The sequence below is a fragment of the Neorhizobium descurainiae genome, from assembly GCF_051400715.1.
Lineage (GTDB): Bacteria > Pseudomonadota > Alphaproteobacteria > Rhizobiales > Rhizobiaceae > Neorhizobium.
The window spans coordinates 1-25,733 of the sequence record NZ_JBLFFK010000015.1 but is presented as its reverse complement, the minus strand read 5'-3'; the positions used below and the strand labels follow the sequence as shown (position 1 = coordinate 25,733).

The window sequence follows — 25,733 nt, the reverse complement described above, 5'->3', positions numbered from 1 at the left end:
TACAATTTCAGGGAGGAGAAATCATGGATCTTGCAGGGACCGACAGCGGTCTGCAGCGGCAGATAGAGGCCACCAGGGCCATCGACGACCACGCCCATCCTTTACCGCTCGGTATCGAAGCTCCGGGAAATCCGGACCAGCCGATACAGCGCTACGACTACGAGCTGCCGAAGCGCATGCGCCAGGACAATCCTGAATACCTGGATGCCTGGGCTGCGCTCTGGGGCTACCAACATCGAGATTTCGACGTCCCCCATCTTCGCGACCTCATGGAGCGCAAGACCGCGATCATGGCGGAGAAGGGTGCCGGCTACAATTCCTGGGTGCTCGATCGCATCAATATCGACCGGATGGTGAACATCAACAGCGACATGCACGATTCGTTGCCGACCTCGCGCTTCCCCTGGTGCGCGCATGTGGAATGGATGCTGTGGCCGCTCGCTTGCGAGCCGATGCCCGGCGGGCCTTCCAAGATGCTGTCGGAGACCATGGTGCGTAAACGCCGGGCGCTGGGTCTCGAAAAAGCTCCGGGTACTTTCGACGGCTACATGGACGACGTGGTCTTTGCCGGACTGAAGCAGATCAAGGAGTCCGGCGGCGTCGGCGTCAAGTTCAACACGCCGTACTATCGCGACCTTTCCTTCGGGAAGCACGAAAAGGCGGACGTGTCGGCGCTCTACGCCAGGGGGATCAGGGACGGAAGCCTGCCGCCTGCAGAGCACAAGGTGGTCCAGGACTATGTTTTCCGGGCGCTGGTAGTGGAAGCCGGCAGGCTGGATCTCGGCGTGCAGATGCATACAGGTTACGGCGTCCGCCGGCAGTTCGGCATTTCCGGGAGCAACCCGCTGCTGATGGAGCCGGTCTTCCGCGAAGCCGAGGGAACCCGCTTCATGATGCTTCACGGCGGCTGGCCGTTCGTGAAGGAAACGGTCGCACTGATGGGCTTCACGAATGTCTACAACGACTTCTCCTGCGCCGACATCTACCAGTATCCGCGTTCGCTGGCGCAACAGATCCGCCAGGCGCTGGAGTGGTTTCCGGAAAAGCTGATGTACGGTACCGACGCCTACTCGGATCGCGTATTCGGCATGTTGTCCGGCACACCTCCCAAGGCGAATCCGCTGCACGGCTGGGAGGAAAAGGCCTGGATCATCGACCGCACCGGTCGCCAGGCGCTGGGCCTTGCGCTGAGCGGCATGCTTGCCGATCGCGTCATCACCGCGAAGGAGGCCGAAAGCTACATCCAGATGGTCATGCGCGATACGGTCGTCGGCTTCCACGGACTGGACGGCAGCCGGCATTAAAACTGCCACTCGCGCGAGCCGCGCATATCGAGGCCTGCCGGAATGCCAGGGCGCGGTCTCCTCAAGGGAGCCGCGCCTTTAGCGCCGGTTCAGACCGGAAGCTTGAAAAGCTCCGCCGCGTTTTTCCAGACGATACGCTGCCTGTCCTCATCCGATAGGCCCGGCATCGTGTCGATGTGGTCGAAATAGTTCTCCGGGATCGCCGGCCAGTCCGATCCGAACATGACCTGCGAGGCGCCGGCATTCTTGATCAGAACGCCTAGAGCATCCCTGTCGAACGTGTTGCTGTCGTAATAGAAGCGCTTGAAATAGCTGCTTGGCTTCTGCTTCGCCGCATCGCGCGCGCCGCCGCGGTTTGTTTCCCAGCAGTAGTCGACCCGGCCGGGATAGTAGGGAAGATAGCCGCCGCCATGGCAGATGCCGACCTTGAGGTTCGGAAATTCGTCCATGACCCCCTCGTAGATCAACGACGCCATGGCCAGCGTTTCCTCGTGCGTGTTGCCGATGGCGTTGAACAGGAAGTATTTCTTCATGCGGTCGAAATCGACGGCGTTCAGCGGATGCACGAAGACAGCGACGTCGAGTTCCTCGACCTTCTTCCAGAACGGCCGGAACTGAGCTTCGCCGATGTCCCGGGCACGAACATGCGAATTGATCCAGGCGCCGCGGAAGCCCAGCTCCTTGACGCAGCGTTCGAGCTCCGCAGCCGCCAGCTCGGGGTTCTGGAGCGGCACGGCCGCCATGCCGAAGAGGCGGTCCGGCCTGTAGGCGCAGAATTCCGCGATGCCTTCGTTGGCCAGCCTTGCGGCGGTCAGGCCGTTTTCGGGCTCCATCCAGAGGCAGGTGTTCGGGAAATTGACGCTGATGATCTGGATATCCACGCCACGCTCGTCCATCTGGCGGATCCGCACCTCCGGCTCCGTCGACACGACTTTGCGTTTCTCCTCCAGCTGGATCATGTTCGCGCTGGCGTTGCTGCGCGAGTTCTCCACATACCAGTCGTCGGTTCCCGGTCCGGTCGCAGTGATGGGGTACTTCTTCATGAATTCTACCACCTCCGGCACGCGGATATGGGAATGCATGTCGATCACGAGGGGGTATTTCTTGGCCATATCATCCTCCCTTTGCAGCGGCGCGGTTTGCGCCGGTAGATTATCGAGCTTTCGAAGAAAGGCGCGTGGCTTCAGGCGCTGCGCTGCAGGGGCTTCGGATCGCCTGCGTCCCCGCGCATGATCCCGATCAGAAGACCGTCCGGCGGAATGCTGTCGCCGCGCCATGCAACGTGCTGGTCCGGCCGCACGAGGACGAGGTCCGCCCCGTAGAGATCGCGAAGCCCGGGCTGCCTGAGTTCGAGGACGTCCAGCGGCAGGCGGACTGCCTCCGCATCGGCCAGAAGCTCTCTCACGCGCGCGCCGTCGCCTACCAGAACGAGAAGCGTGAACCCCTTGCCAAAGAGGTCGTAGAGCGACGTCTCGGCGTCGAGCCAGGCGTGCGGGGCCAAATGTCCCGGGGCCGCCATCGGCGTGTAGCGTGTGATGTCGAGTGGCGGTTCCGCGGCTTCCGCCGGCGCCAACGCCGGCGAATGGCCGTAACGGTTGCCGAGCACGAGACCGAGCGAGCGGAACTCGGGCGCTTTCAGACGTTCGATCTCTTCCGCAGCACGGGCCCGCGCCGAATCCGCTTCCACGCCTGTCCCGCCAAGGATCGGGTCTGCAAACCGTTCGGACAGGTGGGACACGTTTTTTGTCGCGCTGTCGATCACCTGGAGATGCATCTGGCGCCTCTCGGTTTCATAGCTTTCGAGCAGTCCTTCGCTGCCCCAGCCTTCCAAAGCCGCGGCGAGCTTCCAGCCGAGATCGACGGCGTCGCCGATGCCGAGGTTCATCCCGTGCCCACCGAAGGGCGAATGAAGGTGGCAGGAATCGCCGGCAAGGAAGGCACGTCCCTGCCGATACCGTTCCGCGATCAGGCTGTGAACGACCCAATCGTCGCGCATGGCGACCTCGAGCGGAACCTCGCGACCGATGGCGCGCCCGACCACCGCAAGCAATTCGTCGGTTGGGGTATCCCGACCCGCGACGCGAGCGCAGTACCACAGGTCGCCGTGATCCATCGGGCCGATGACGCAGGTGGCGGCGGGATCGACGATCCAGTGGAAGAGAGCCTTGGGGAGTGCCGGATCATCGATCAGCCCGGGCAGGCGGAGGATCAAAGTGGCGAATGTCACCAGATCCCGCTGGCCCTGCATCCGGATGCCCAGCAGGCGGCGCACCGAACTGCGGGCTCCGTCGGCGCCGACGATGTAACCCGCTCTGATCTGCCGGAGGCGGCCGGCGTCCCTGACCATTGCAGTCACCCCGTTATCGTCCTGCTCGAAACCGATCAGTTCGCTTCCGAACCGAAGCGTGGCGAGCGGGTGCCTGGCCACATGCTCGGCGAGAATGCCTTCGATGACATACTGGGGAATGAATTCCGCATGTTCGGGAAACTCGTCTCGCCGCCGCGGGCTCGCGCAGAAAGCGTCCTCAAAACTGAAGATCGGGCCTGAAAAAAGCGACGTCTGGAACACGGTGCGCCGCGGAAAGCCGGCGGAGAGAGGCGAACGTTTGCGAACTTCGCCCGCCAATCCCCATCGGCGCATATGGGTCATCGTCCGGACATTCGTCGTCTTGGCCCGGGGCTGGATGCCGGTCCGATCGTTCTTTTCGACGACATGTACCCGGCGCCCGCGCATGGTCAGCTCGGTCGCCAGAGCCAGTCCCGAAGGTCCGGCGCCGATTATCAGGACTTCGGTTTGGCTATCCTCCATCGAAAACCCCGAGGTTCAGGCTTCGGCCGAGACGGCGTTTCGAAGCAGGCCGACCTTTTCGATCTCGACTTCGCAAATGTCGCCGGGCTTCATGAGGATCTTGGGATCGCGTGCGAAGCCAACGCCGGACGGCGTGCCGCTGACGATGAGGTCTCCGGGTTCGAGGGTCATGCCGATACTCAGCTTGGAGACCAGATCGGCGATGGAAAAGATCAGCTGGTCGGTATTGGCGTCCTGGAGAATCTCGCCGTTCAATCTGGTTTGCAGCCGCAGGCCGGCGGCGCCGGCGGGCAGTTCGTCCGCTGTGACGAATTCGGGTCCCATCGCGCCCGTGTTGTCGAAATTCTTGCCGATCGTCCATTGATTGGTCCGCAGCTGGTAGTCACGGATAGAGCCGTCGTTGAAGATCGTATAGCCCGCGACATGATCAAGGGCGCGTTCGATCGGAATTGCTCTCCCGGCCTTGCCGATCACGGCGACCAGCTCGCCTTCGTAGTCGAACATTTCCGACACTTTCGGGCGGATCAGATCGGCACCATGCGGCACCAGATTGCGGTTGAAGCGCACGAACACGGTGGGGAAGCTCGGCACTTCCATCTTGCTCTCGGAAGCATGGTCCGCATAGTTCAGCCCGACGCATAGTACCTTGCCCGAGCGGCGGAACGGAAGCAGATAGGTCACCGCCGACATGTCCACCGGCTCGCCGCCGGCCAATATCTCGGCAGCGGCCTCGAACCGGCCGGTTCGTACAATCGCGTCGAGATCGCCCGGCCAACGGGGTGCATCCACGGTCAAACCATGCCAGCCAGCGGCGGTCTTGACCGCCAATCCCTCCAGCCCGCCCGCCAAATAGCCAACGAAGCGCATCCATGCCTCCTGATACGTTGTTCCGCATATCTCGAACATTTCGGAAAAAACTTCATATTGCAACAAAAAATATATATATTTGCGTATTTTCTGGTTTTCTGGCATAGCATGCATCATGGAAGCTATTGCGAATCACAAAAGTCAGACGGCGCGGACCTACGAGGTCCTGCGGGACGCCATCATAGATGCGGAGTATCCGCCCGGGGAAAAGCTCCGCATCGAGCAGCTCTGCAAGGTGCTGAACGCCAGTTCAGGAGCGGTGCGGGAGGCGCTTTCGCGGCTGACCGCGGAAGGACTCGTGCTGGCCGAACCCCAGCGCGGCTTCGCCGTCGCGCCGATCTCCCGACGAGACCTCGAGGACCTGACCGAGGTCCGGGTCGAGATCGAATCTCGCTGCCTGGCCGAATCCATCGCCAAGGGAGATATCGGCTGGGAAGGAAGGGTGCTTTCGCTTCAGCATCAACTTCGTTCGCTGGAGCACGGCCCCTATTCCCCCGGCTCCCCGGAGGCGCGGCTCTGGCATCAGCTGCACGAGGCGTTTCACCAAGAGCTGACGGCGGCCTGCACGAACACGTGGTGGCAGCGGCTGCGCCAGCAGCTCTATCTGCAGTCCGAGCGGTATCGGCGTCTTTCCGGGCCCTATGAGGGAACGCGGCGCAACGTCTCGGCCGAGCATGACGCCATCGCGAAAGCCGCGATCGGGCGGGATACCGAGACTGCAACCCGCCTCATGGCCGAGCACCTGCGGCGGACGACCGACATTCTTCTGAATTCCCGCATACCCTTCACGGACGTTCCGGCGCGGAAACGATAGTGCCTGCGCCGTCCGCCGCACATGCGGCATGCCGCTGCCGGGAAGGAATCCGCTCGCCGTCGCGACCTAGAATGCGACACGATCCCCGCCCTTGAGGGCGAGGATTTCGCGCACTTCGTCCGGCGTTGCGATCTCGTGTCCGAGCTCCTCCAGGATTCGCCGCACCTTCCGGACCTGCTCCGCATTGGACGCCGCCAGCCTGCCGCGTCCGATATGGAGTGAATCCTCCAGCCCCACACGCACATTGCCGCCGAGCTGCGCCGCGGCGGCGGCCATCGGCATCTGGGCGCCGCCCGCGCCCAGCACGGACCAGCGATAGTTCTCGCCGAACAACCGGTCTGCGGTCCGCTTCATGAAGACGAGGTTGTCGATCTCCGCCCCTATCCCGCCGAGAATTCCGAGCACGAACTGCACGAAGACTGGCGCCTGGAACCAGCCCTGGTCGAGCCCGAATTTCAGGTTATAGAGATGCCCGACATCGTAGCACTCGTGCTCGAACTTGACGGCATGCGGCCGCAACGCATTCGCCGCCTCGCGGATATCCTTGAAGGTGTTTCGGAAGATGTTGCCTTCAGATCCGGCGACGTAATCCTTCTCCCAGCCGAACTTCCAGCTCTCATAGCGATCCGCCAGCGGATGGAAAGAAAAATTGATCGACCCCATGTTGAGAGAGCACATCTCGGGGGAGAACGCGAGAGCCGGCCGGATCCGCTCGGCAACCGTATGCGTCAGGCTGCCGCCGGTAGAAATGTTCACGACGGCGCCGGTCGCCTGCTTGATGCGCGGCAGGAAGGCCGAGAAGTGGTCCGTGTCGATCGAGACGCCGCCGTCATCGGGCCGGCGGGCATGGAGATGCAGTACCGCAGCACCTGCCTCCGCCGCTTCTATCGCCTGCGTCGCGATGTCGTCAGCCGTGTAGGGCAGCGCGTCCGACATGGTCGGCGTATGGATCGCGCCGGTGATGGCGCAAGTGATGATCGTCTTCTTCTGTCGTGCAGCCATATGGGCACCCTTTTGATGAATCGCGGTGCGGATATCCGGTCGATAGCGGTTCAGAGCCGATGCTCGGCTTCCGAAGGTATCCGGGCGGAACGGTCTTTCATGCCGTGACCAGATCGAAGCCGAAGCTGGTTTCCCAGTTGGTCATCTGCTCGGGCCGCCAGCTCTGCGGTCGCAATGGATTCTGGCGATGCCAGGGGCGCGGCTCGTAGATGCCCGTGGCCGGAACGTAGACGTCCATCTGGGTGTAGAGCTCGACCATCACCCGGTCCGGATCGTAATGGTAGCCGGCAAGGTTGTGGCCGGCACAGTGCCGGGCAGGTCCCCAAAGCGTCGGGAGGCCGGCTGCGGCCAGCGTGTCGCACGCCTTGGAATGATCGGCATTGTCGGAAAGCTCGAAGGCGATGTGATGGACGCGAGATTGGGGCAATCCCACCAGATTGACGACGTGATGGTCCCGGTTGCATGTCATGAAGGTGGCGATGCCACCTATGTCGTCCGTGTAGTGGAAGCCCAGGAAGTCCTCGTAGAACGCACGCAGCTTTCCGGCTTCCGGCGTAATGACGGCAACGTGACCGAGGCGCATCGGCGCGACGCCGGTGCGGCGAAAGCCGGGGCCGATCGAGGCATCCGCATAGAACTGGAAGACATTTCCGCCCGGAGCGACGACTTCGACGAGATCCGCAATGCCCGGCTGGCTGTCGGTCTTCCTTTCCGCGGAAAGGCCGAAGGCCTCCACGTCGCGAATGAAATCACCGATTTCCGTCTCCGGTTTCAGTTGATAGCCGAGATGTAGAAGCGCCTTGTCGTCGGCGTTTCGGAGGACGAGATTGTGGTGCTCCGCGCCGACGGACAAATAGACGGTCGAGCTGTCGCGGGCAGCCTCGGCCAAACCGATCACCTCGCAATAATGCGTCTGCGATCGCGGCAGGTCGCCCACGCCGAGAGCGACATAGCCGAGCTGAAACACCCGCGGGTCGAACGTTCTGGTCATCCGCTCCTCCTCTGAGACCTGTTTGCTACCTACAACAGAAAAATCTTCATTTCAATAAAAAATGTTTTTTCTGTTGATGTGCGGAAGAGGGGACTCTAAGATGGTTGAAGGAGAAGGACATGGGCACCTCGACAGTGAGGTGCGATCAAGGAGGATCTAACTTTGCTGCAGCATATTCAACGCGGCGAGCTGCGGGCTCCGCCGGTGCTACCCCGTCGTCCACGAAAGCACCAGATCATGGTGCGTCTGCGGAGCGCGTCCGGAAAGGGTATCCGATGACGATCGATATTTTTACGCATTTCTTTCCCGAAAGGTATCTTCAAGAGCTCAGCGCCCGCGGGACGGGTCTCGGCGCGATCGCCGGGCGCATGAAGGGCCTGCCCGCCATCCTTGATCTCGATGCCCGCTTCCGGGCCATGGACGTGCTGGACGGTTACAGGCAGGTCGTCGCCTTGCCGAATCCGGCGGTGGAGGACGTCGCCTCCCCAGAAGTTGCGGCGGATCTCGCCCGGATCGGCAATGACGATTTGGCTCTCCTGGTCGAGCGCCACCGCGACCGGTTCCCAGCGTTCATCGCCTCGGTATCCTTGCTCGACGTGGACGCCGCTCTGTCGGAAACGCGACGTGCCGTGGAGCAACTCGGCGCGAAAGGCATCCAAGTCTACACCAATATCGCCGGCAAGCCGCTGGACCTTCCGGAATTCGCACCGGTCTTCGGATTGATGGCCGACTACGACCTGCCGATCTGGCTGCATCCGACACGCACAGCCGCCATGACGGACTATCCGTCGGAAGCAAAGTCCCGTTACGAGATGTGGTGGTGCTTCGGTTGGCCATACGAGACCTCGGTGGCCATGGCGCGGCTGGTGTTTTCCGGCATCTTCGACCGGCATCCCGACCTCAAGATCATCACCCACCATCTCGGCGGAATGGTTCCCTTCTACGACGGCCGCCTGGGTCCCGGCATGAGATTTCTGGGCAGCAGGACGCCCGACGAGAACTACAGCAACGTCCTGACTTCCCTGCGAAAGCCGCACATGGACTACTTCCGCATGTTCTACGCCGACACGGCGATGTTTGGCGGGACGGCCGGTCTGCCGACAGGCCTGAAATTCTTCGGGGCCGATCACGTCGTCTTCGCAACAGATGCTCCTTTCGCGCCGGTTCGGGAGACCTTCGAGGCGTTGAACGAACTCGATCTCACGGCGAACGACAGGCAGAAGATCCTCGAAGGCAACGCCAAGAGGCTGCTGAAGCTTTCGTCCACGTGAATACACTCAAGCAACCTGAAAGCACCAAGGATGGAGGACGATCACTCATGGGCAGGCTGAGCGGCAGAACGGTCATCGTGACCGGCGGGGCACGGGGCATAGGGGCGTCATATGCAAAGGCGGTGGCCGCCGAGGGAGCGAATGTGGCGGTGTGCGACATTCTCGATCCTGGCGAAATCGTTTCGGAGATTGGCGCGCATGCCTGGGGCGGCGTTTGCGATGTCGCCGATGCCGCGTCGGTGCGGGCATTCGTGACGGGCGTGCTCGACCGCTTCGGCCGGATCGACGGTTTGGTCAACAACGCCGCGCTGTTTGCGTCGCTTGGGAAGAACAAACCCTTCGACCAGATCGATTCCGAGGAATTCGACCGCGTCATGCAGATCAACGTGCGCGGGGTTTTCGAATGCTGCAAGGCGGTGATGCCGACCATGCGCGAGCAGAGCTACGGCAAGATCGTCAACATATCCTCCGGCACCTTCTTCAAGGGCACGCCGGGCAAGGCGCATTACGTCGCGTCGAAGGGCGCCGTCATCGCGCTGACGCGAGTCATCGCACGCGAGACAGGCCGCGACGGCGTGCGGGTGAACTGCGTGGCTCCCGGTTTCACGCTGAGTGAAGGCGTGCTCGAATGGGGCGAGGAGGTCGCCGCCCACAGCGCGCCCTCGATTGCCTCGCGCTGCATCGCGCGCGATCAGCAGCCCGAGGACCTCAACGGCGCGGTCGTCTTTCTCCTCTCCGCTGAGAGCGACTTCATCAGCGGCCAGACCCTGGCGGTCGACGGCGGCTCCGTCATTCATTGAACCATCGCGCGCGTGCTTTTCGGCAAGCCCGCGCGCTGCCGGCGAAAAGGTCCGTGAGCTAGGATTTCGCCGCCCGGATCGCCTCCCAGATGCGGCCCGGCGTCAGGGGCATTTGCACCTCGGTCACGCCGAGCGGCCGCAGGGCATCCTCCACGGCGCTGACGATGGCCGCCACCGAGCCGGTCGTGCCGGATTCGCCGACGCCTTTTGCTCCCAGCGGATTGGATGGTGTCGGATCCGGCAGGTCAACGATGGTCATGGATCGCGGCATGTCCTCGGCGCGAGGCATGGCATAGTCCATGAACGATCCGGTCAGGAGCTGGCCGGCCTCGTCGTAAACCACTTCCTCCATCAACGCCTGTCCAAGACCCTGCGCGATGCCGCCGATGAGCTGGCCCTCGACGACCGGGTGGTTGATGACGGTGCCGCAGTCGTCGACCGCCGTGTAACGGACGATTTCGAGCCGGCCTGTCTGGGGATCGATCTCGACCTCGCAGACATGGCAACCGTTGGGAAACGAGAAGCCCGGCGACTTGAAGACTTCAACGGCGTCCAGCGTTGCGTCGATCTGTTTGCCTTCAGCCTTCAGCGCCGCGACCCGTTCGGGAATATCGAGAAACGCGATACGCTCGCCGGTCCCAGCGATAGTGTAGCAGCCGTCCGAATAGCTGATGTCGTTGTAGCGGCCTTCGCCGATCGCGCCGACGATCATGCGGCCGCGGGCAATGGCGTTTTCCGCCGCCTGCAAGGCGGCCGAGCCGGTCATCTGACCAACGCGCGAGCCGACTGCCGGCGAACCGGCGGGGACCTCGTCGGAATCGCCGGCGATGAAGCGGATGCGCTCGTGGCCGATGCCCAGGCGCTCGCCGACGATGTGCGTTATGGTCGAGGCGTGCCGCTGCCCGGTCGAGACGCCCGTCACCCGCAGCTCCACGATCCCCTCCTCGGTCACGCGGAAGTCGAGCGGTTCCATGAAGTTGGCGCCTGCGGTCTCGGTGAACAGCGAGCAGCCGATTCCGCGAACGAAGCCGTTCTTCCGCGCCTCCTCGCGACGGTGCTCGAAGCCCTTCCAATCGGCGCGCTGGACGGCTTCTTCAAGGACCGCCGCGAAGTCGCCGCTGTCGTACACCTGGTTCATCGGCCCCGTATAGGGGATACGGTCGCGTGGGATCAGGTTGCGGCGGCGCAGTTCGATGGGATCGATCCCGATCTGCCGCGCCGCCCTGTCCATGAGGCGTTCCAGCATATAGGTCGTCTCGGGACGGCCCGCGCCGCGATAGGGCGATGTCGGGATGGAGTTGGTATGGACGCCGATGCTCCGGATCGCGATCTCGGGCGTCAGATAGGGGCCGGCGATGTTCTCCGAGATCACGGACGACTGGAGGCGGGGTCCGATTCCGATGGCGTAGGCGCCGATATTGGAGACGATGTCGCAGGAGATTGCCGTGACATGGCCGTGATCATCGAAGGCGCCGGTAATCTCCAGCGTGCTGTCGCGGCCGGCCTGATCGGCCATCAGGGCTTCCGATCGCGTCGAGGTCCAGCGCACGGTGCGGCCCAGAAGCCGGCTCGCCACGGCCACCGCGACATATTCCGGGTAGGCGTAAACCTTCAGGCCGAAGCCGCCCCCGACATCCTTGCTCACGACGCGGACGCTTTCCGGCGGCACGCCGAGCGCGTCGGCAAGCCCCTTGCGCAGGAACGTCGTTCCCTGGCTGCCGGCATGCAGTGTGTAGCGCCCGCTCGCCGCGTCGTAGCTGGCTATGGCCGCGCGCGGCTCAAGCGGACTTCCCGCCACCCGCTGGTTGCGCAGGCTGACGGAGACCGTGTGCGCCGCCCGCGACAGGGCGGATTTTACGCCCGCGTGGTCGCCGGCCAGCCATGTGTAGCTCCGGTTGGTCGGCGTCGCTTCCCAGATCGGCGTATCCGGCGGTTCGCCGGCCACTTCGGCCGCCATGAACGGCGGCAGCTCCTCGATGTCGGCATCGACGAGGTCGGCGGCGTCCTGCGCAGCGCCTGGTGTTTCCGCCACGACCAGCGCCAAGGCTTCGCCGATGTGACGGATCCTGTCGCGCGCGAGGGGTGGACGCGGCGTGCGGACATAGGGAACCTCCGTCCTGCCGTCCACTTCGAACAGGGGCACCATGAAGGTGATGGGGTTGCAGCCGGCGGCGGCTAAGTCCTCGCCGGTAAGGACCCCGACCACGCCAGGCGCGGCCCTGGCCGCTTCGGTGTCTATGCCGCGAATGATGCCATGGGCGATGGACGACCGGACGAATACGCCGACCAGCGCATCGCGCTGGGCCATGTCGTCCGTATATTGCCCCCGGCCGGTCACGAGAGCCTTGCCCTCGAGATCGAGCGGAGCCTGTGCCGTCCCGGATTTGCCAGCCATGCGTTTCTTCCCACGTTCGGCCCCTATGGTCCTGCGGATTGCGGACCGCATGCGGGCACGGTAACCACGATTGCTCAGCGCGATAGGATCGCCCGGACGGCGCGTGCGGTCAGTACCGGGACAAGGTGAGCGCGATAGTCCTTGGAACCGAAGATGTCCGCGATCATCGAATCCGGCGATACAATCAGTTCCTCGACCGCCGACGGCTCGAATTCCTCCGTCAATCGGGCCTCCGCCTCGCGCCAACGGAACACCCCGTCTCCCGACGCGCCGGTCACCGCCACGCCGACCCGATCGGGGAACCGTGCGACGAAGACGCCGGCGAGCGCGAAGCGGGAGGCGGGCTGGGTGAACTTCTGATAGTTCGCCTCGCCGGGTACGGGGAAGCGCACCGCCGTTATGATCTCGTCATGTTCCAGCGCCGTCGTGAAGATGCCCTGGAAATAGTCCATGGCGGCGATCTCCCGCCGGTCGGTTACGATCGTCGCGCCGCAGGCGAGAACCGCGGCCGGATAGCATGCGGCGGGATCGTTGTTGGCGAGCGAGCCGCCAATGGTTCCCCTGTTGCGGACAGCCGGATCGCCGATCCTGCCCGCCAGGCTCGCCAGCGCCGGAAAGAGCGTCCTTGCGCTGCTTGCGACGGCTGCATGAGGCATGCCGCCTCCGACGACCAACTCGCCGCCTTCCGACGTCAAGCCTTTCATGCTTTCGATGGTGCGGAGGCTTATCAGCTTCGACGGCGACGCGAGGCGTTGTTTCAGTGCCGGCAGAAAGGTCTGCCCGCCGCCGAGAAACTTGGCGTCCTCGTCCCCGGCCGCGAGAGAAATCGCTTCCGCTATGGTCCGTGCCTGGATGAAATCAAAATCCTGCACGGGGGCTCTCGTCGGTTGTCTGGGCGTGCTCGGATGCGAGCTCGCCGAAGGGTTGCCCGGAAGCCGCGAGGATGGCCTTGATGATATTGCGGTAGCCCGTGCACCGACACAGATTGCCTTCCAGATAAATTCGGATTTCCTCGACCCCGGGTTTCGGGTTTTCCTGGAGAAGCGCCGTTGCGCTCATCACCATCCCCGGCGTGCAGAAGCCGCATTGCAATGCATGGTGATCGACGAACGCCTGCTGGACCGGCGACAGCGTTCCATCCGGCAGGGCCGCGCCTTCGATGGTCACGATCTGCGCGCCTTCAGTCTCCTGCGCCAGCATGGTGCAGCTCTTGACCGCCTTTCCGTCGACGTGGACCACGCAGCAGCCGCACTGGCTGGTGTCGCAGCCCACATGCGTTCCTGTGAGGCCGAGGGTGTCCCTGAGAAAGTGGACGAGCAGCGTCCGGCCTTCCACGTAGCCGGACACGCATCGGCCGTTTACCGTCAAGCTGATTTCGTGCATTGCACCACCTCCCAGCGGTCAGACCCCGACGGTCCGGTTTTCCACGACGGTTTTGAACCGCAGAAAGAATTCGTCGGCCATCTTCTTCGCGAACCCGTCGATCAGCCGGCTCCCGAGCTGCGCCAGTTTGCCGCCGATCTGCGCTTCGGCATGATAGTCCAATGTCGTGCCGTCGTCGGACGGCGTCAGCCTTACATGGGCGCCGCCTTTCGCGAAGCCGGCCGCGCCGCCTTTGCCTTCGCCTCGAAGCACAAGGCTCCCAGGCTCATTCATCTCTTCCAGCGTCACGACGCCCTTGAAGGTCGCCTTCACCGGGCCCACCCGCTGGACGACGGTCGCCTCGAAGCCCGTGGCCGGGGTTCCCGCCATCTCCTGGCACCCCGGCACGCAGCTCTTGAGGACTGCCGGGTCGAGCAGTGCCGCCCATACGATGTGTTGCGCAGCGCCGATGTGCTGTGCCCCCTTCATTTCCATCGACGGCTCCTACCGCTTGTCCGCGCCAGATGCGCCATGCCTCATGTTCCCAAACGTCGGACCGCGATGTCAACAATAAAATGTTTTATGTTATAAAAAATGTATAAAATGTTGATTTGGATCGATATGACTCAGGCTTTCTTAAAAATCTACATTTTTTATTGCTAAATGAATTTTTTTTGATAATGTTTGGCCCAAGGGGAGTAGAAATTGCGGCTGGGGTGACGGTTTTGCCGGCATGCCAGGGGACCGGATGAAGGTCGACGCCGTGAGGACACAACAATCAGGGAGGAGATGTGGTGATTTCCCGTAGGCAAATGCTGATTTCCGCAGTCGCGAGCGCTGTCGCTCCGAAGATTGCGTTCGCAAACGAGATCTATCCTTCGCGCGCCGTGACGATTATCGTCCCCGTGGCGCCGGGCGGGCTGGCAGACATCATCACCCGCGCCGCCGCGGAGCGTCTTTCCGCGCGTTCCGGGCAAAGTTTCATCGTTGATTACGTGGTGGGCGTCGGAGGCTCGAAGGGAAACCAGGATGTCGCCAACGCGGCGCCCGACGGCTACACCCTGGGGCTGACAACCGAGGCGCTCCTGCTTGTGAACCCGCATCTCTACAAGAATGTGCGCTACACCGCAGACGATTTCGAACCCGTCGGCATTCTGGCGGAGCTTCCGCTCCTGCTTCTCGTCCAAAGGGATCATCCGGCAAAGACCTTGGCCGAGTTCGTCTCCATGGCCAAGGAAAAGCCGGGCGCCATGAGCTACGGTTCGTCCGGAGCGGGAACGATGCCGCATCTGGTCTCCCACCAGTTCGCCAAAGCAGCCGGAATTTCGCTCGTCCACGTCCCCTACAGAAGCGGGTCTGGAAGCGTGACGGATCTGATCGCCGGCCGGCTGGACCTTCTCGCGGCGGGAGCGCCGCTGGTGGCCGGCTCCATCGGGCCGGACGGCCCGCTGCGGCCGATCGCCGTCGCAGGGCCTCAGCGCATCCCGACATTGCCCGATGTGCCGACGGTGGCCGAAGCCGGCTTTGCCAACTTCAAGCTGCGGAGCCCCTGGTGGGGCCTGGTCGCGCCGCGCGGAACACCGAAAGACGTCATTGATCGCCTGAACCGCTGGCTCGCGCTGGACGCAATGACCGAGGACGAAAAGCAGAAGCTGGTCGCCACGAAGCTGGAACCGGAGTTCATCGGATCCAGCCAGATGGCCGAGATAGTCCGTTCGGAAGGTCCGGTCTGGAAAAGCGTCATCGAGGAAATGGGCATTTCTCTGGAATAGAGGACCATGTCCATGGCTTGCCGCCGGGGCTGGCGTCCAGTGGAACGGCCAGCCGCAACTCCCTCAAATGCCAATATGGAGACCGCGTGTGAAGACACGAAGCCATGATCTTTCGAACCTTGTGTGTGGCGGCTTTTTCGTCGTCGTCGGACTGTTCTTCGCGGTGAGTTCCACGCGACTTGGCGTCGGAACCTCCCTCGGCATGGGGCCGGGCTATTTCCCGCTGCTGCTTTCAAGCGCCCTCATTCTGATCGGGATCGTTGTCGCGGGAAGTGCACTCGGCTCCGCCGGCGAGCGGTTCTCGGCGATGACGTGGCGTGGCTTGCTGTTTATCCTGCCGGCTCCACTGGTTTTCGGGATGACCGTGAGGGGGCTCGGTTTCATACCCTCGCTTTTCCTGACCGCCTTCCTTGCCACGTTCGCATCCGGCACGATGCGCGTTTCGACCGCGCTGCTCCTCTCCACGGCATTGACCGCCTTTTCGACGCTGGTCTTCAGCTATGCCCTAGGCTTGCCCTACGCGCTTTTCGGTCCCTGGTTGTCGAGGTTTTGATCCGTGGAACTCTTCAGCAACCTGACGATCGGCTTTGCGGCCGCAACGACCTTCTCCAATCTTCTCTTCTGCCTGGCCGGCGTACTGATCGGCACCCTGATCGGCGTGCTCCCGGGCATCGGAGCAACCGCGACCATCGCCATGCTCCTGCCGCTCACCTATCAACTGGAGCCGATATCGTCGCTCATCATGCTAGCCGGCATCTATTACGGCGCCCAGTACGGAGGATCGACGACCGCCATCCTTATCAACATGCCGGGAGAGTCCTCGGCAGCCGTTACGGCAATCGACGGCTACCAGATGGCTCGCAACGGCCGGGCCGGCGTCGCCCTCGCCGTCGCCGCAATCGGCTCCTTCGTCGCGGGCACGATTGCGACCCTGCTCGTCGCGATTTTTGCGCAGCCGTTGACGGCTGTCGCGCTGCAATTCGGACCGGCGGAATATTTCTCGCTCATGGTCCTCGGTCTCGTCTTCTCGACCGCATTGGCGCATGGCTCCATCGTCAAGGCGCTCGGTATGTTGCTGCTCGGGCTCCTGCTCAGTCTGGTCGGCACCGACCTCTATACCGGAGAGTACCGGTTCACATTGGGCATCGAGGGATTTGCCGACGGCCTGGACGTCGTAGCCGTCGCGGTTGGCGTCTTCGGCATCGCGGAAATCCTGCGCAACCTCGAAAATCCGACAACCCGCGAGGTGCTGACGCGCAAGCTCTCCAGCCTGATGCCGACCCGCGAAGATTTCCGCGCCATGTTCGGCCCGATCCTTCGCGGTACCGGCATCGGGTCCGCGCTCGGCATACTTCCAGGCGGCGGACCGATCCTGGCAGCTTTCGCTTCCTACACGATCGAGAAGCGCGTTTCAGACCGTCCTCAGGATTTCGGTAGGGGAGCGATCGCCGGCGTGGCCGGTCCGGAATCGGCCAACAATGCCGGCGCGCAGACCTCGTTCATCCCGCTGCTGACGCTCGGAATTCCCGCCAATCCCGTGCTCGCCATGCTGATAGGCGCCATGTTCATCCAAGGCATCGTGCCGGGTCCCAACGTGGTCGTCGAACAGCCGAGATTGTTCTGGGGGATCATCGCCTCGATGTGGATCGGCAATCTCATGCTGGTGGTGCTCAACCTGCCGCTGATCGGCGTTTGGGTGAGGCTGCTCGCCATTCCCTACTACGTACTCTTTCCGGCGATCATGGTCTTCTGCTCGATCGGAGTCTTCAGCGTCCAATCCAATCCCTATGACCTGCTGGTCGTATCGCTGTTCGGCCTCGTCGGCTACCTCCTGGGCAAACTCAGATGCGAACCGGCGCCGCTGATGCTCGGTTTTGTGCTCGGACCCATGCTGGAGGAGAACCTGCGCCGAACGATGACCCTGTATCGCGGGGATGCGACGGTGTTTCTAACGAGGCCTATCAGCGCCACGCTTCTGGCGATCGCAATCGTGGTCCTGGTCGTCACCCTTCTTCCCAACGTCCGCCAGAAGCGGGAGGAGATATTCGTCGAAGAGGACTGAGCCGGACAACATTTGTTGCAGTCATGATTCCACCCATCCTGAGGATTTCGCAGATGAACCCGATCTACAGCGTAAGGTCCGGGCCCTGGCTGGTCGTTCTTGGATCGACGGTCGGCTTAATGGTCAGCAATGCGCCGATCATGGTGTTCACGTTCGGTGTCTTTCTAAAGCCGATTACTGAAGAGATGGGCTGGTCGCGGGGAACGATGTCCCTAAGCATCACGCTTTTTGCCATCGGTTCGGGATTGATAACGCCGGTCGTGGGCCGGCTGACCGACCGATGGGGCGTGCGGCGGGTCCTGCTCCTTGCCGTCACGCTATTCGCGGCAAGCGTCGCCGCGGTCTCGCTCTCGTCCGCCAGCGTTGTTGCGTTCGTGGCACTTTATACGATTTCCGGCCTGGTCAGCAGCGGGCAGTCGGCTTTGCCTTATGCGAAGGCGATCTCGTCCTGCTTCGATGCTCACAGAGGGTTGGCACTGGGGATTATCATGACAGGCGTCGGCATCGGAGCTGCGCTCGTCCCGCTGTTTGCGGCCTATGTCGTCGACAGCTTCGGATGGCGGGAGGCCTATGTCGCACTGGGCGCGTTGACCTGGCTTGTCGCTTTTCCGGCCGTCTTTCTTTTCGTGACCGAAGCGCCCGCCACAACGGACAGTCCCGCTTCGCCCGCGATGGCGGGCGACGATCTCGGAACCGTGCTGAGAAGCCGAACCTTTTGGGCAATCGCCATATCGATCCTGCTCGTCAATACCGCCGTGAGCGGAGTGATAGCTCATCTGGTCGCTTTGATGACCGATCGGGGATTGCCGGTCGAGATTGCGACATCGATGCTCGTCGTCGTCGGTTTGTCGACGATCCTTGGCCGCCTTATCTCCGGCTATCTTCTCGATAAAATCTTCGCGCCGTATTTTGCGGCAGCCATATTCCTGGTCCCGCTGGCCGGCATGGGGGTCCTCTGGTTCGGCAGCGCGTCCTCCGCAACGGGGCTTATCGCTGCCGCCTGCTTCGGCTTCGGCCTCGGCGCCGAAGTCGACGTCGTCGGTTACCTGGTGGGACGTTATTTCGGCCTTCGCCGCTACGGAGAGATTTACGGCTATATCTTCGCCATCTTCAGCATAGGGACCGGGATCGGTTCCTATCTCATGGGCGTGAGCTTCGACATGACGCACTCCTATGGAACCGCACTGGCCGGGTTGAGCCTTGCGCTGTCGGCCGCAAGTTTTATCATCTTCAGACTCGGACCTTATCGGTTCGGCCCGTCGCACCCTGAGAAGCTTGCCACGCAGGCCGCATAGGGCGCGGCCAGATCAGGGGACCTCCCGACCATTCATGTTCGCCAAGATCTCGGTGTATCAGCCGAGACCGCCCTGTACACCCAGGAGGAGACGGACGAGCTCCGCCTGCCGATGGGTGCCTGTCTTTTCGAAAACCCGCTGCTGGTGAGTGCGCACGGTGGACAAGGATAGCGACAGCGCGTCCGCGACGGATTGCAGGCCGTCGCCCCGCGTGATCCGAACGGCCACCGCCGCTTCCGCCTTCGTCAGCCTGTAAAGCCGCTGCAAGGTCGACACGTCCGTTGCGGGTTCCCGCTCCGGATCGATCAGCAGCACGAGAACGCAGGCGTTTGCTCCGGATGTGCCTTTTCCTACAACAAGGATTTAACCGTACATGCTGCCAATGCTATCCAGCTTGTGCCAGTGATGGTAAGAAGAGGAAAAGCGGTGGAGATCGTTCTGTGGTGGAGGATCTGAACCGAGGAGCAGTCGCAGCGCGTTATGGCGAGGGTGCCGACAGCGGAGCTCTTGTAGGAGCTTGCCGCGCCGATGACGTCGAGCCTTTTTCCGTTTACACATTTCGGCTTCGGAGTTCGGAGGATCTGCGAGAGGCCGTTCGCGGAGCCGATCTCAAGATCGTTCAGCTCGCGCCGGGTGCATTCACCGGTCAACTCACGCATGCCGCCCTCGGGGGCGTGTCTTTCAGCGCCGGTGATTTCCATCCCGACATCCGCGCAAGGGGTGTCATGAATCCGCACCTGGTGACTGTAGGAACCATGGTCGAAAGCGGCGGAGAAGTTCTGCAGTGGGACTATAATATTGCTCCGGGCGAGGTCGTGGTATTCCCGAAAGCGGTCGAACAGGAAGGCCGCTTCACCGGCCGGTCGCGCTATGCGACAATCACGCTCGCCGCCGAGGAGCTTGCCTTGCATGCCGCCGGCGAAGCTTCTCTTCAGGATCCCGATTTCTGGACAGTCATCAACAGGTTCCGCCGCGCGCGGAACCTGCGGATGAGAACTTGCCAGGCTCTTTGCTCCAAAATCGAAGAATTGCGTTCCGGCAGGCTCCCGCGGACTGCGGGCGGCATCGATTTTCTCCGGCGCGTCCTCATCGAGTCGTTTCTGAAAGGGGCGATCGAGGAGGTCTATCAACGCTATGACGAGCGCTGTCACCGCAACGCGAAGCTGGTCCGGAATGTCGAGGATTATGTGGACGCGCTCGGAGCGGATCGATCGGTGCACGTTTCGGAACTCTGCTTCGTCTTCCAGGTATCCCGACGAACACTGCACCGGGCCTTTTACGAAGCGCTCGGCATGGGGCCGATCGCATATTTGCAGAAGAGGCGGCTTGCCGCCGTTCATCGCATCCTGGTCTCGCAAGAACTCGGGCCTGGCGGCATCACGCAGGTAGCGCTTGAATACGGCTTTGCCGATCTCGGGCGCTTCGCGGGCTACTATCGCCAGCTTTTCGGAGAAACACCCTCGCAGACGCGCTTGAAGCGGCTGTCGTGAGTTGCCGCAATCCGATCGATCCAGCCGATTCCGAAGTCGAGCTCAGAGGTTCGCGAGGGCACTCTGCCCCAGAGGGTCCGTCGTCCCTGTTCCAACGGCGATACCGCCGGATTCACGATCTGTAACCGTAACGTACTTGTCGAGTTTTCCTGATGGCGTAGACTTGTGGAGGTTCCGGACGAGTGCTGCCTCGGTTGTCGTGCTTCTGCCTACAGGATTGTCCGGGTCATTCGGGGTGCCCCTGCACTGCGGTAACGAGTACCGAGATCGCACATAAGGAGAAACCAATGAGAAAAGTCATTTTTCTTGTGCTGGCGGCGGCCTTGGCTTCCTCCAGCGCCTATGCGCAAAGTTCCGGGCGAGGGAGCTATTATCAAGGGGTAAACAGGGACGAGACACCCGCTGAAACCGCGGCGGCGCGCCGCTATCATGAAAGCCGGTACGGCATGACCGATCCCACCAGGACCGGAAGCATCGGACGGTACCGTTCCGATCCCGCCTTCGACAGCGGCGATTACTATGTTGGTGTGCAGCGGCCCGACTGATCAACTCGGGATAGCGCACCTGAACCGGTGCGCTATCCTTCCCGCGGATACCAGTTCGATCCGCTCAGAACTTTCCGCTCACAGTGAAGAAGAACGCGTCGCCCTTCATCCGGTTTTCGACGGCCAGTTCGTGAGCCCAGCTCAGGCTGAGATCGATCTCGGTGGTTCCGACCTTCGCCTTGTATTTGACCAGCGGGCCAATAGCGACGGAGCGTCCCTTGAACCCGTCGTCGCGCGCGTTCGCGAACGCACTGTCGTCATCCTCGAACTGATAGAGAAACCCGGCGATCGCACCGACCTGCCAATTCTCCGTCACGCTCTTGGTCATGGCGAGGTCAAGATGCGCGGTTGCCCCGCTATAGTTATCGGTATCGGGATTGCGCGTGTTGATATCCACGCCGAGCTTCGCCGATAGGTCAAGGCCGTGTTCGGGGATCAGCCGCGTGATGCCGATCGTCGGAGTGAACGTCCAGTAATTCAGACCCACAAACGCGAGTTGGCCTTCCTGCCACCTTCCCGTCGGCGCCGTGATCGTCAGGCCGGTCGAAATCCATAGATCCTTCGCGTCGTTATGCCAGCCGAAAAGGAGCGGCGTGATCGCGATATCGCCCAGACCCGCCGTTTCGTCGACGACATCCGCAAGACCGACGGTTGCCTTGGCATAGGTGTAACCGAACGGCAGTGCGGCCTGAAATGCATAGGTCCAATTTCCGGGAAGGTCCCAGTTCGGGACATAGATTCCGGCGAGGATCGACGCCACCGTGTCGGCTTCGAGACCGACGGCGACCGTTCCGTCACCATAGGGAACCGCCCCGCTCGCGTCGCCATGGTAGTAGGCGTTGGACCAGCCCCAGTACAGGCCGGGAACTGGCGGGACAATGCCGGCTCCGGGCGTCGCATACGCTCCCGGAATGTATCGTCCTGCTGCGGCTTCGGCCGCTTTTGCGACATCCGGGCTGCCGATCGCCGCGATGAGCGGTAGAATCGTCCTGAATTTCATGTCAGGCCTCGCTGAACGCCAGCACGGCACGGCCGCGCTGATTTTACCCCCAAAGCACGCGTAAAAGCGGTTGGCGGCTTCCCGATTCTACTGCAAATATGCGACAAAATCGATGCATCCAGCAAGCGAGGCGTTTTGGCGCCCGCAACTTCTGAGAACTCGGGGCGAACACAAGCATTGGCACAAATTGCATAGCTTCGCGCATTCGCTGGAGGTTTAATAGGCAACCTCACGCCTGGATTGAGCGGGCGCGGGAAGGTTGTCGTCCTTGCTTCAAGGGATGTGGCATGCCGATGCCGACGGATTTGGTCCGTTATGCTGGACGGATCGCGTAACCGGTTACGGAGGAGCGTCATGCACGGTGAGCATCACCAATCCAACGACGAATCCATCGGTGAGAACGAAGTCAGGCTTGCCATGGACCGGTTGTTTGCCGATCCGCGATTCCATGCATCGGAACGCAGCCGGACGTTCCTGAAGTATCTGATCGACCGGTATTTCGAAGGCGACCGGGTGGTCAAGGCCTATTCGATCGCACTCGACGTGCTCGGCCGCCACAAAGACTTCGATCCGGGCGTCGATCCGATCGTGCGTGTTGAAGCGACTCGCCTCAGAGGGAAGCTGCAGCACTATTACGAGGCCTTCGGTGCACCGGGAACTGTGGCAATCCATCTTCCGAAGGGCCGCTATAGCCCGGTTTTCACCCGGCTGCCCGAACAGCTGCAGACATATCTCGACGAGGTAACGACGACGATAGAGGAGGTCGAGGCCGAAGGGGATACGTGTTCGTCCCGGTCGCGCAGGAACTGGTCCCGGAGCGCGGCGACCTCAGCGGTGGTCCTTATCCTGTTCGGCACGTCGTTTGGATACACGGTTCTGGGCGAGCAATGGCGGGAAGGAGCTTTGACGGAGCGGCCCTCGGTGATCTTCTCCATGACCTCTGCAGACGTACGGTTATCGGACGAGGCGGATTCCACCCTTGCTTCTCTCATGAAGGCCACGTCCAGTTTTCAGACAATGCGCGTGGCCGCAGAAGCGGATGGCAGCACGGGTTCCATCGGTGAAGGTTCGAAGGAGAAACCGCGCACCTACGCGGTCGAACTCAAATACTTCGGCGATGACGCGAGCCGCAGCATTTTATGGAACGTTCTCGCGCCCGGCGTGGAGGATCCGATCGGAACCGGCGTGGAAACGATGCCGTTGGACGGATGGGGCGTCGCTTCGGTCGAGCGCCAGCTTGTCGCAAGGCTTTCGTCGCGGTTTGCCGCCGCAAGGGGCGTGATTAACGAGTATGAGAGGAAACAGCATCGGGGGATGCTGGGCAACGCCTGTGTCCTCGAGGCGGAAAAGGGGCTTGGCGACAGCAACGTCGAGGAATTGGCTTCAGCCCGTGACTGCTTGTCCCGCACCCTCGCGCAGCGCCCGGATGACTCCGATGCGGCTGCCGCGCTGTCGCTGATCATGCTCTCCTGGGAGCTCGGGATGCCGACCGAAGCGAAGCTGAAGCGGGCACGCCAACTCGCGCGTCTTGCCGTGGCGACCACGCCATTTTCGGACAGAGCCCACATTTCCCTCATGAACGCGGAGTTCTTGAGCGGGAACATTGAGGCTGCGATATCGGCAGGAAATCGAGCCATGTCGCTGAATGCCGCCAATCCGGATGTCTCGGCAAAATTGAGCCTTATTCTCTTCTCCGTTGGCTATTGGGATGCGGGCGTGGGCCTTGCCCGCTACGCTCTTGACCACTACAATTCCGCTGCCCCTCGCGAAGCCAAGCTCGTGCTTGCGCTCGACGCATACCGCCGCGGCGAATATTCGGATGCAGCGCTCCTGGCGGAACAGGTTCCTCCCGAGGATGATCTGGCCGAGGCTCTTCGCATCGCTTGTCTGGGGCAGCTCAACCCATCCAACTCCGCAACTCAGTCTCTTGCGGCAGAAGACAAGACAATCGGCATGATCTTCGACCGGATGATAACCGCCAGGAGGATCGATCCGTCCGTTGCAACCGCGCTGCGGGAGGGGCTCGTCAAAGCAGGATTGACGCCGGCTCCGGCACCTCGAGAGCAGGAACCAGCCACGAATGCCGCCTCCTGAAGACGAACGTGGCGATCAGGATCGGGGTTTTGAATCGGCCGTCAAGTAGTCCAGGACAGCATCAGAAATCATCTGCTTGTGCCGGGCGTAGAACTCGGGCTCGGAAAGATCCCGCCGGAAAATCGTGCCGAACGTATAGCGGTTCGAGACCCGGAAGAAGCAGAAGGCGCTGATCAGCATATGCAGGTCGATCGCATCGACATCCCGCTTGAAGACGCCCGTTTGCCTGCCGCGCTCGAGAACGTCGGCGAGCGTTTTGATGATCGAAATATTGAGATCGCGTATCTCGGTGGACCGTTGCATGTGCGCTGCCTGATGGATGTTTTCGATGCTGACAAGCCGCACGAATTCAGGGTTCGCTTCGTCGTGGTCGAAGGTGCTGGCTATGAGCGTGCGCAATGCCTCGTCCGGAGCCATGTCCGACAGTTCCAGGTCCGCCTCCAGCGAGCGAATCTTCCGGTAGGCTTTTTCGAGCACCGCCAGATAGAGGCCTTCCTTGCCGCCGAAGTAGTAATAGATCATCCGCTTCGAGGTCTTGGTTCGCTCGGCAATGGCGTCGACCCGCCCCCCGGCGAGCCCTAACGCCGCGAATTCCTCGGTGGCAACCGCAAGGATATCCTCCTTCGTTTTGTCTGGATCGTTCTTCCGGGGTGCTTGCCTGGGTCTCGGCATTCTCGACGTAACTCTGATGGACGAACCGATGGGGCCACTTAGGGCTGTCGCTCGTTCATAATTCAGATCGCATCCCTGTTTCAATCGGATTAAAGACTGAAGTTGACACGAACTAGTTCGTACATTAACCATGCTCCATGGGTCAGTGCGGAAGCTAGGAGGAGAAGCGGGGCCTTCGGCAAAAGCGCCACGGCGGCGTTGTCCGATCGCGTTCGCCGGCCAGATGGACAATATTTCACAGGCTTTGAAGGCGGGGCTGATCGGGGCGGGCATCCAGGCCTCGCTGACACCGGCCATGCACATCCAGGAGGGGGCGGCGCAGGGCTTGCGTTATGACTACGAGCTGATCGATCTCAACCAGCTCCACCTGACGCCTTCCAATCTGCCGGCCCTCCTCGATGATGCCGAGGCAAGGGGGTTCTGCGGGCTCAATATCACCCATCCCTGCAAGCAGGTGATCATACCCTTTCTCCATGAGCTTTCCGACGAAGCGCGTGCGCTTGGCGCCGTCAACACGGTGGTGCTGAAGGACGGCAGGCGCTTCGGCCACAATACCGACTGGTGGGGTTTTGCCGAAAGCTTCCGGCGCGGCCTGCCGGACGCCGAACTGAACGATGTCGTGCAGCTCGGCGCGGGCGGCGCGGGCGCGGCAACCGCCTTTGCGATCCTGACGCTCGGTGCAAAAAGCCTGACGATCTTTGATCAGGAGCAGAACCGGGCCGAAACGCTGGCGGCGAGCATGCAGCGACACTTTCCGCAGAGCCGGGTTTTAGCGGGCACGAACCTCGACGCGGCGATGGCGGCGGCGACCGGCCTCATCCATGCGACGCCGATGGGCATGGCGAAGTATCCCGGCGTTCCCCTGCCGTCCGAATTGCTGCGTCCGGATCTCTGGGTGGCGGAGATCGTCTATTTCCCGCTGGAGACCGAACTGCTGAAGGAGGCCGCGAGGCGAGGCTGCCGGGTCCTGAACGGCGGCGGCATGGCCGTCTTCCAGGCGGTCGGCGCCTTTCGCCTTTTCACCGGCCGGGAGCCGGATATCGCACGCATGACACGTCACTTTGAAACGATGACCGCTTGAACCGGATTTCAGAGGAGACCAGCGATGAAAACGTCGATAGCGACGGTATCGATCAGCGGGGACCTTCCCGAGAAGCTGGAGGCGATTTCGAAGGCTGGGTTTGACGG

24 protein-coding genes are annotated in these 25,733 nt (G+C 62.1%); 12 read left to right on the top strand and 12 right to left on the bottom strand.

Going from position 1 to position 25,733, the window contains the following annotated elements; genetic code table 11:
- Positions 1–23: 23 nt before the first annotated feature.
- Entirely contained in the window at positions 24–1,304 is a 1,281-nt protein-coding gene (locus tag ACMGE0_RS22405; RefSeq protein ID WP_436818107.1) for an amidohydrolase family protein, read from the top strand.
- A gap of 89 nt (positions 1,305–1,393) precedes the next feature.
- Here ACMGE0_RS22405 and ACMGE0_RS22400 read toward each other — a convergent pair whose 3' ends face one another.
- The 3 genes from ACMGE0_RS22400 to ACMGE0_RS22390 form a co-directional block, all read right to left on the bottom strand.
- On the bottom strand, positions 1,394–2,416 hold the full coding sequence (locus tag ACMGE0_RS22400; RefSeq protein ID WP_436818106.1) for an amidohydrolase family protein: 1,023 nt from the start codon (positions 2,414–2,416) through the stop codon (positions 1,394–1,396).
- 71 nt (positions 2,417–2,487) lie between these two features.
- On the bottom strand, positions 2,488–4,113 hold the full coding sequence (locus ACMGE0_RS22395; protein WP_436818105.1) for an FAD-dependent monooxygenase: 1,626 nt from the start codon (positions 4,111–4,113) through the stop codon (positions 2,488–2,490).
- 15 nt (positions 4,114–4,128) lie between these two features.
- Entirely contained in the window at positions 4,129–4,980 is an 852-nt protein-coding gene (locus ACMGE0_RS22390; protein WP_436818104.1) for a fumarylacetoacetate hydrolase family protein, read from the bottom strand.
- A gap of 115 nt (positions 4,981–5,095) precedes the next feature.
- Here ACMGE0_RS22390 and ACMGE0_RS22385 point away from each other — a divergent pair, with 115 nt between their 5' ends.
- Complete coding sequence (locus ACMGE0_RS22385; protein ID WP_436818103.1) at positions 5,096–5,794, top strand: GntR family transcriptional regulator; 699 nt, start codon at positions 5,096–5,098, stop codon at positions 5,792–5,794.
- Between the two features lie 66 nt (positions 5,795–5,860).
- Here the strand turns inward: ACMGE0_RS22385 and kce are convergent, their stop codons facing one another.
- Both kce and ACMGE0_RS22375 read right to left on the bottom strand, forming a co-directional pair.
- Positions 5,861–6,796 (bottom strand): 3,5-dioxohexanoate:acetyl-CoA acetone transferase, encoded by a 936-nt coding sequence (kce, locus tag ACMGE0_RS22380; protein ID WP_436818102.1) that lies wholly within the window; start codon positions 6,794–6,796, stop codon positions 5,861–5,863.
- A gap of 97 nt (positions 6,797–6,893) precedes the next feature.
- Positions 6,894–7,787, bottom strand: a complete 894-nt coding sequence (locus tag ACMGE0_RS22375; RefSeq protein ID WP_436818101.1) for a VOC family protein — start codon at positions 7,785–7,787, stop codon at positions 6,894–6,896.
- Positions 7,788–8,062: 275 nt separating this feature from the next.
- Here ACMGE0_RS22375 and ACMGE0_RS22370 point away from each other — a divergent pair, with 275 nt between their 5' ends.
- Positions 8,063–9,058, top strand: coding sequence for an amidohydrolase family protein (locus tag ACMGE0_RS22370; protein ID WP_436818100.1), 996 nt, complete (start codon positions 8,063–8,065; stop codon positions 9,056–9,058).
- Positions 9,059–9,105: 47 nt separating this feature from the next.
- The gene (locus tag ACMGE0_RS22365) at positions 9,106–9,858 is read left to right on the top strand and encodes an SDR family NAD(P)-dependent oxidoreductase (protein WP_436818099.1); all 753 of its coding nucleotides are present in this window, start codon (positions 9,106–9,108) and stop codon (positions 9,856–9,858) included.
- A gap of 58 nt (positions 9,859–9,916) precedes the next feature.
- Here ACMGE0_RS22365 and ACMGE0_RS22360 read toward each other — a convergent pair whose 3' ends face one another.
- From ACMGE0_RS22360 to ACMGE0_RS22345, 4 genes are all read right to left on the bottom strand, one after another.
- Positions 9,917–12,253 carry a xanthine dehydrogenase family protein molybdopterin-binding subunit gene (locus tag ACMGE0_RS22360; protein WP_436818098.1) on the bottom strand — a complete coding sequence of 779 codons (2,337 nt, stop codon included), beginning with the start codon at positions 12,251–12,253 and terminating at the stop codon, positions 9,917–9,919.
- 74 nt (positions 12,254–12,327) lie between these two features.
- Positions 12,328–13,125: an FAD binding domain-containing protein gene (locus tag ACMGE0_RS22355; RefSeq protein WP_436818097.1), complete on the bottom strand. Its 798-nt coding sequence runs from the start codon at positions 13,123–13,125 to the stop codon at positions 12,328–12,330.
- Positions 13,112–13,636, bottom strand: a complete 525-nt coding sequence (locus ACMGE0_RS22350) for a (2Fe-2S)-binding protein (protein WP_436818096.1) — start codon at positions 13,634–13,636, stop codon at positions 13,112–13,114. The genes ACMGE0_RS22355 and ACMGE0_RS22350 overlap by 14 nt, the downstream gene beginning before the upstream one ends.
- Before the next feature lie 18 nt (positions 13,637–13,654).
- The gene (locus tag ACMGE0_RS22345; protein WP_436818095.1) at positions 13,655–14,110 is read right to left on the bottom strand and encodes an SRPBCC family protein; all 456 of its coding nucleotides are present in this window, start codon (positions 14,108–14,110) and stop codon (positions 13,655–13,657) included.
- A gap of 299 nt (positions 14,111–14,409) precedes the next feature.
- On the opposite strand from ACMGE0_RS22345, the gene ACMGE0_RS22340 reads away from it, so the two are divergent.
- The 4 genes from ACMGE0_RS22340 (at position 14,410) to ACMGE0_RS22325 (ending at position 18,744) form a co-directional block, all read left to right on the top strand.
- Complete coding sequence (locus ACMGE0_RS22340; RefSeq protein ID WP_436818094.1) at positions 14,410–15,387, top strand: Bug family tripartite tricarboxylate transporter substrate binding protein; 978 nt, start codon at positions 14,410–14,412, stop codon at positions 15,385–15,387.
- Positions 15,388–15,475: 88 nt separating this feature from the next.
- A complete protein-coding gene (locus ACMGE0_RS22335; protein WP_436818093.1) occupies positions 15,476–15,940 on the top strand; it encodes a tripartite tricarboxylate transporter TctB family protein in 465 nt (154 codons plus the stop codon).
- 3 nt (positions 15,941–15,943) lie between these two features.
- Positions 15,944–17,449: a tripartite tricarboxylate transporter permease gene (locus tag ACMGE0_RS22330; protein WP_436818092.1), complete on the top strand. Its 1,506-nt coding sequence runs from the start codon at positions 15,944–15,946 to the stop codon at positions 17,447–17,449.
- A gap of 53 nt (positions 17,450–17,502) precedes the next feature.
- Positions 17,503–18,744, top strand: coding sequence for an MFS transporter (locus ACMGE0_RS22325; protein WP_436818091.1), 1,242 nt, complete (start codon positions 17,503–17,505; stop codon positions 18,742–18,744).
- Positions 18,745–18,801: 57 nt separating this feature from the next.
- On the opposite strand, the gene ACMGE0_RS22320 is transcribed toward ACMGE0_RS22325, so the two are convergent.
- Entirely contained in the window at positions 18,802–19,059 is a 258-nt protein-coding gene (locus ACMGE0_RS22320) for a helix-turn-helix transcriptional regulator (RefSeq protein WP_436818090.1), read from the bottom strand.
- A gap of 23 nt (positions 19,060–19,082) precedes the next feature.
- Here ACMGE0_RS22320 and ACMGE0_RS22315 point away from each other — a divergent pair, with 23 nt between their 5' ends.
- Together ACMGE0_RS22315 and ACMGE0_RS22310 are read left to right on the top strand one after the other, a co-directional pair.
- The gene (locus tag ACMGE0_RS22315) at positions 19,083–20,234 is read left to right on the top strand and encodes a helix-turn-helix transcriptional regulator (protein ID WP_436818234.1); all 1,152 of its coding nucleotides are present in this window, start codon (positions 19,083–19,085) and stop codon (positions 20,232–20,234) included.
- 287 nt (positions 20,235–20,521) lie between these two features.
- Positions 20,522–20,779, top strand: coding sequence for a hypothetical protein (locus tag ACMGE0_RS22310; protein WP_436818089.1), 258 nt, complete (start codon positions 20,522–20,524; stop codon positions 20,777–20,779).
- Between the two features lie 64 nt (positions 20,780–20,843).
- Here ACMGE0_RS22310 and ACMGE0_RS22305 read toward each other — a convergent pair whose 3' ends face one another.
- The gene (locus ACMGE0_RS22305) at positions 20,844–21,779 is read right to left on the bottom strand and encodes a SphA family protein (protein ID WP_436818088.1); all 936 of its coding nucleotides are present in this window, start codon (positions 21,777–21,779) and stop codon (positions 20,844–20,846) included.
- Positions 21,780–22,322: 543 nt separating this feature from the next.
- On the opposite strand from ACMGE0_RS22305, the gene ACMGE0_RS22300 reads away from it, so the two are divergent.
- Positions 22,323–23,873, top strand: coding sequence for a tetratricopeptide repeat protein (locus ACMGE0_RS22300; protein WP_436818087.1), 1,551 nt, complete (start codon positions 22,323–22,325; stop codon positions 23,871–23,873).
- 15 nt (positions 23,874–23,888) lie between these two features.
- Here ACMGE0_RS22300 and ACMGE0_RS22295 read toward each other — a convergent pair whose 3' ends face one another.
- Positions 23,889–24,545, bottom strand: a complete 657-nt coding sequence (locus tag ACMGE0_RS22295) for a TetR/AcrR family transcriptional regulator (RefSeq protein ID WP_436818086.1) — start codon at positions 24,543–24,545, stop codon at positions 23,889–23,891.
- 223 nt (positions 24,546–24,768) lie between these two features.
- Between ACMGE0_RS22295 and ACMGE0_RS22290 the strand changes: the two genes are divergently transcribed.
- Positions 24,769–25,626 (top strand): shikimate dehydrogenase, encoded by an 858-nt coding sequence (locus tag ACMGE0_RS22290; RefSeq protein WP_436818085.1) that lies wholly within the window; start codon positions 24,769–24,771, stop codon positions 25,624–25,626.
- Positions 25,627–25,733 lie beyond the last annotated feature (107 nt).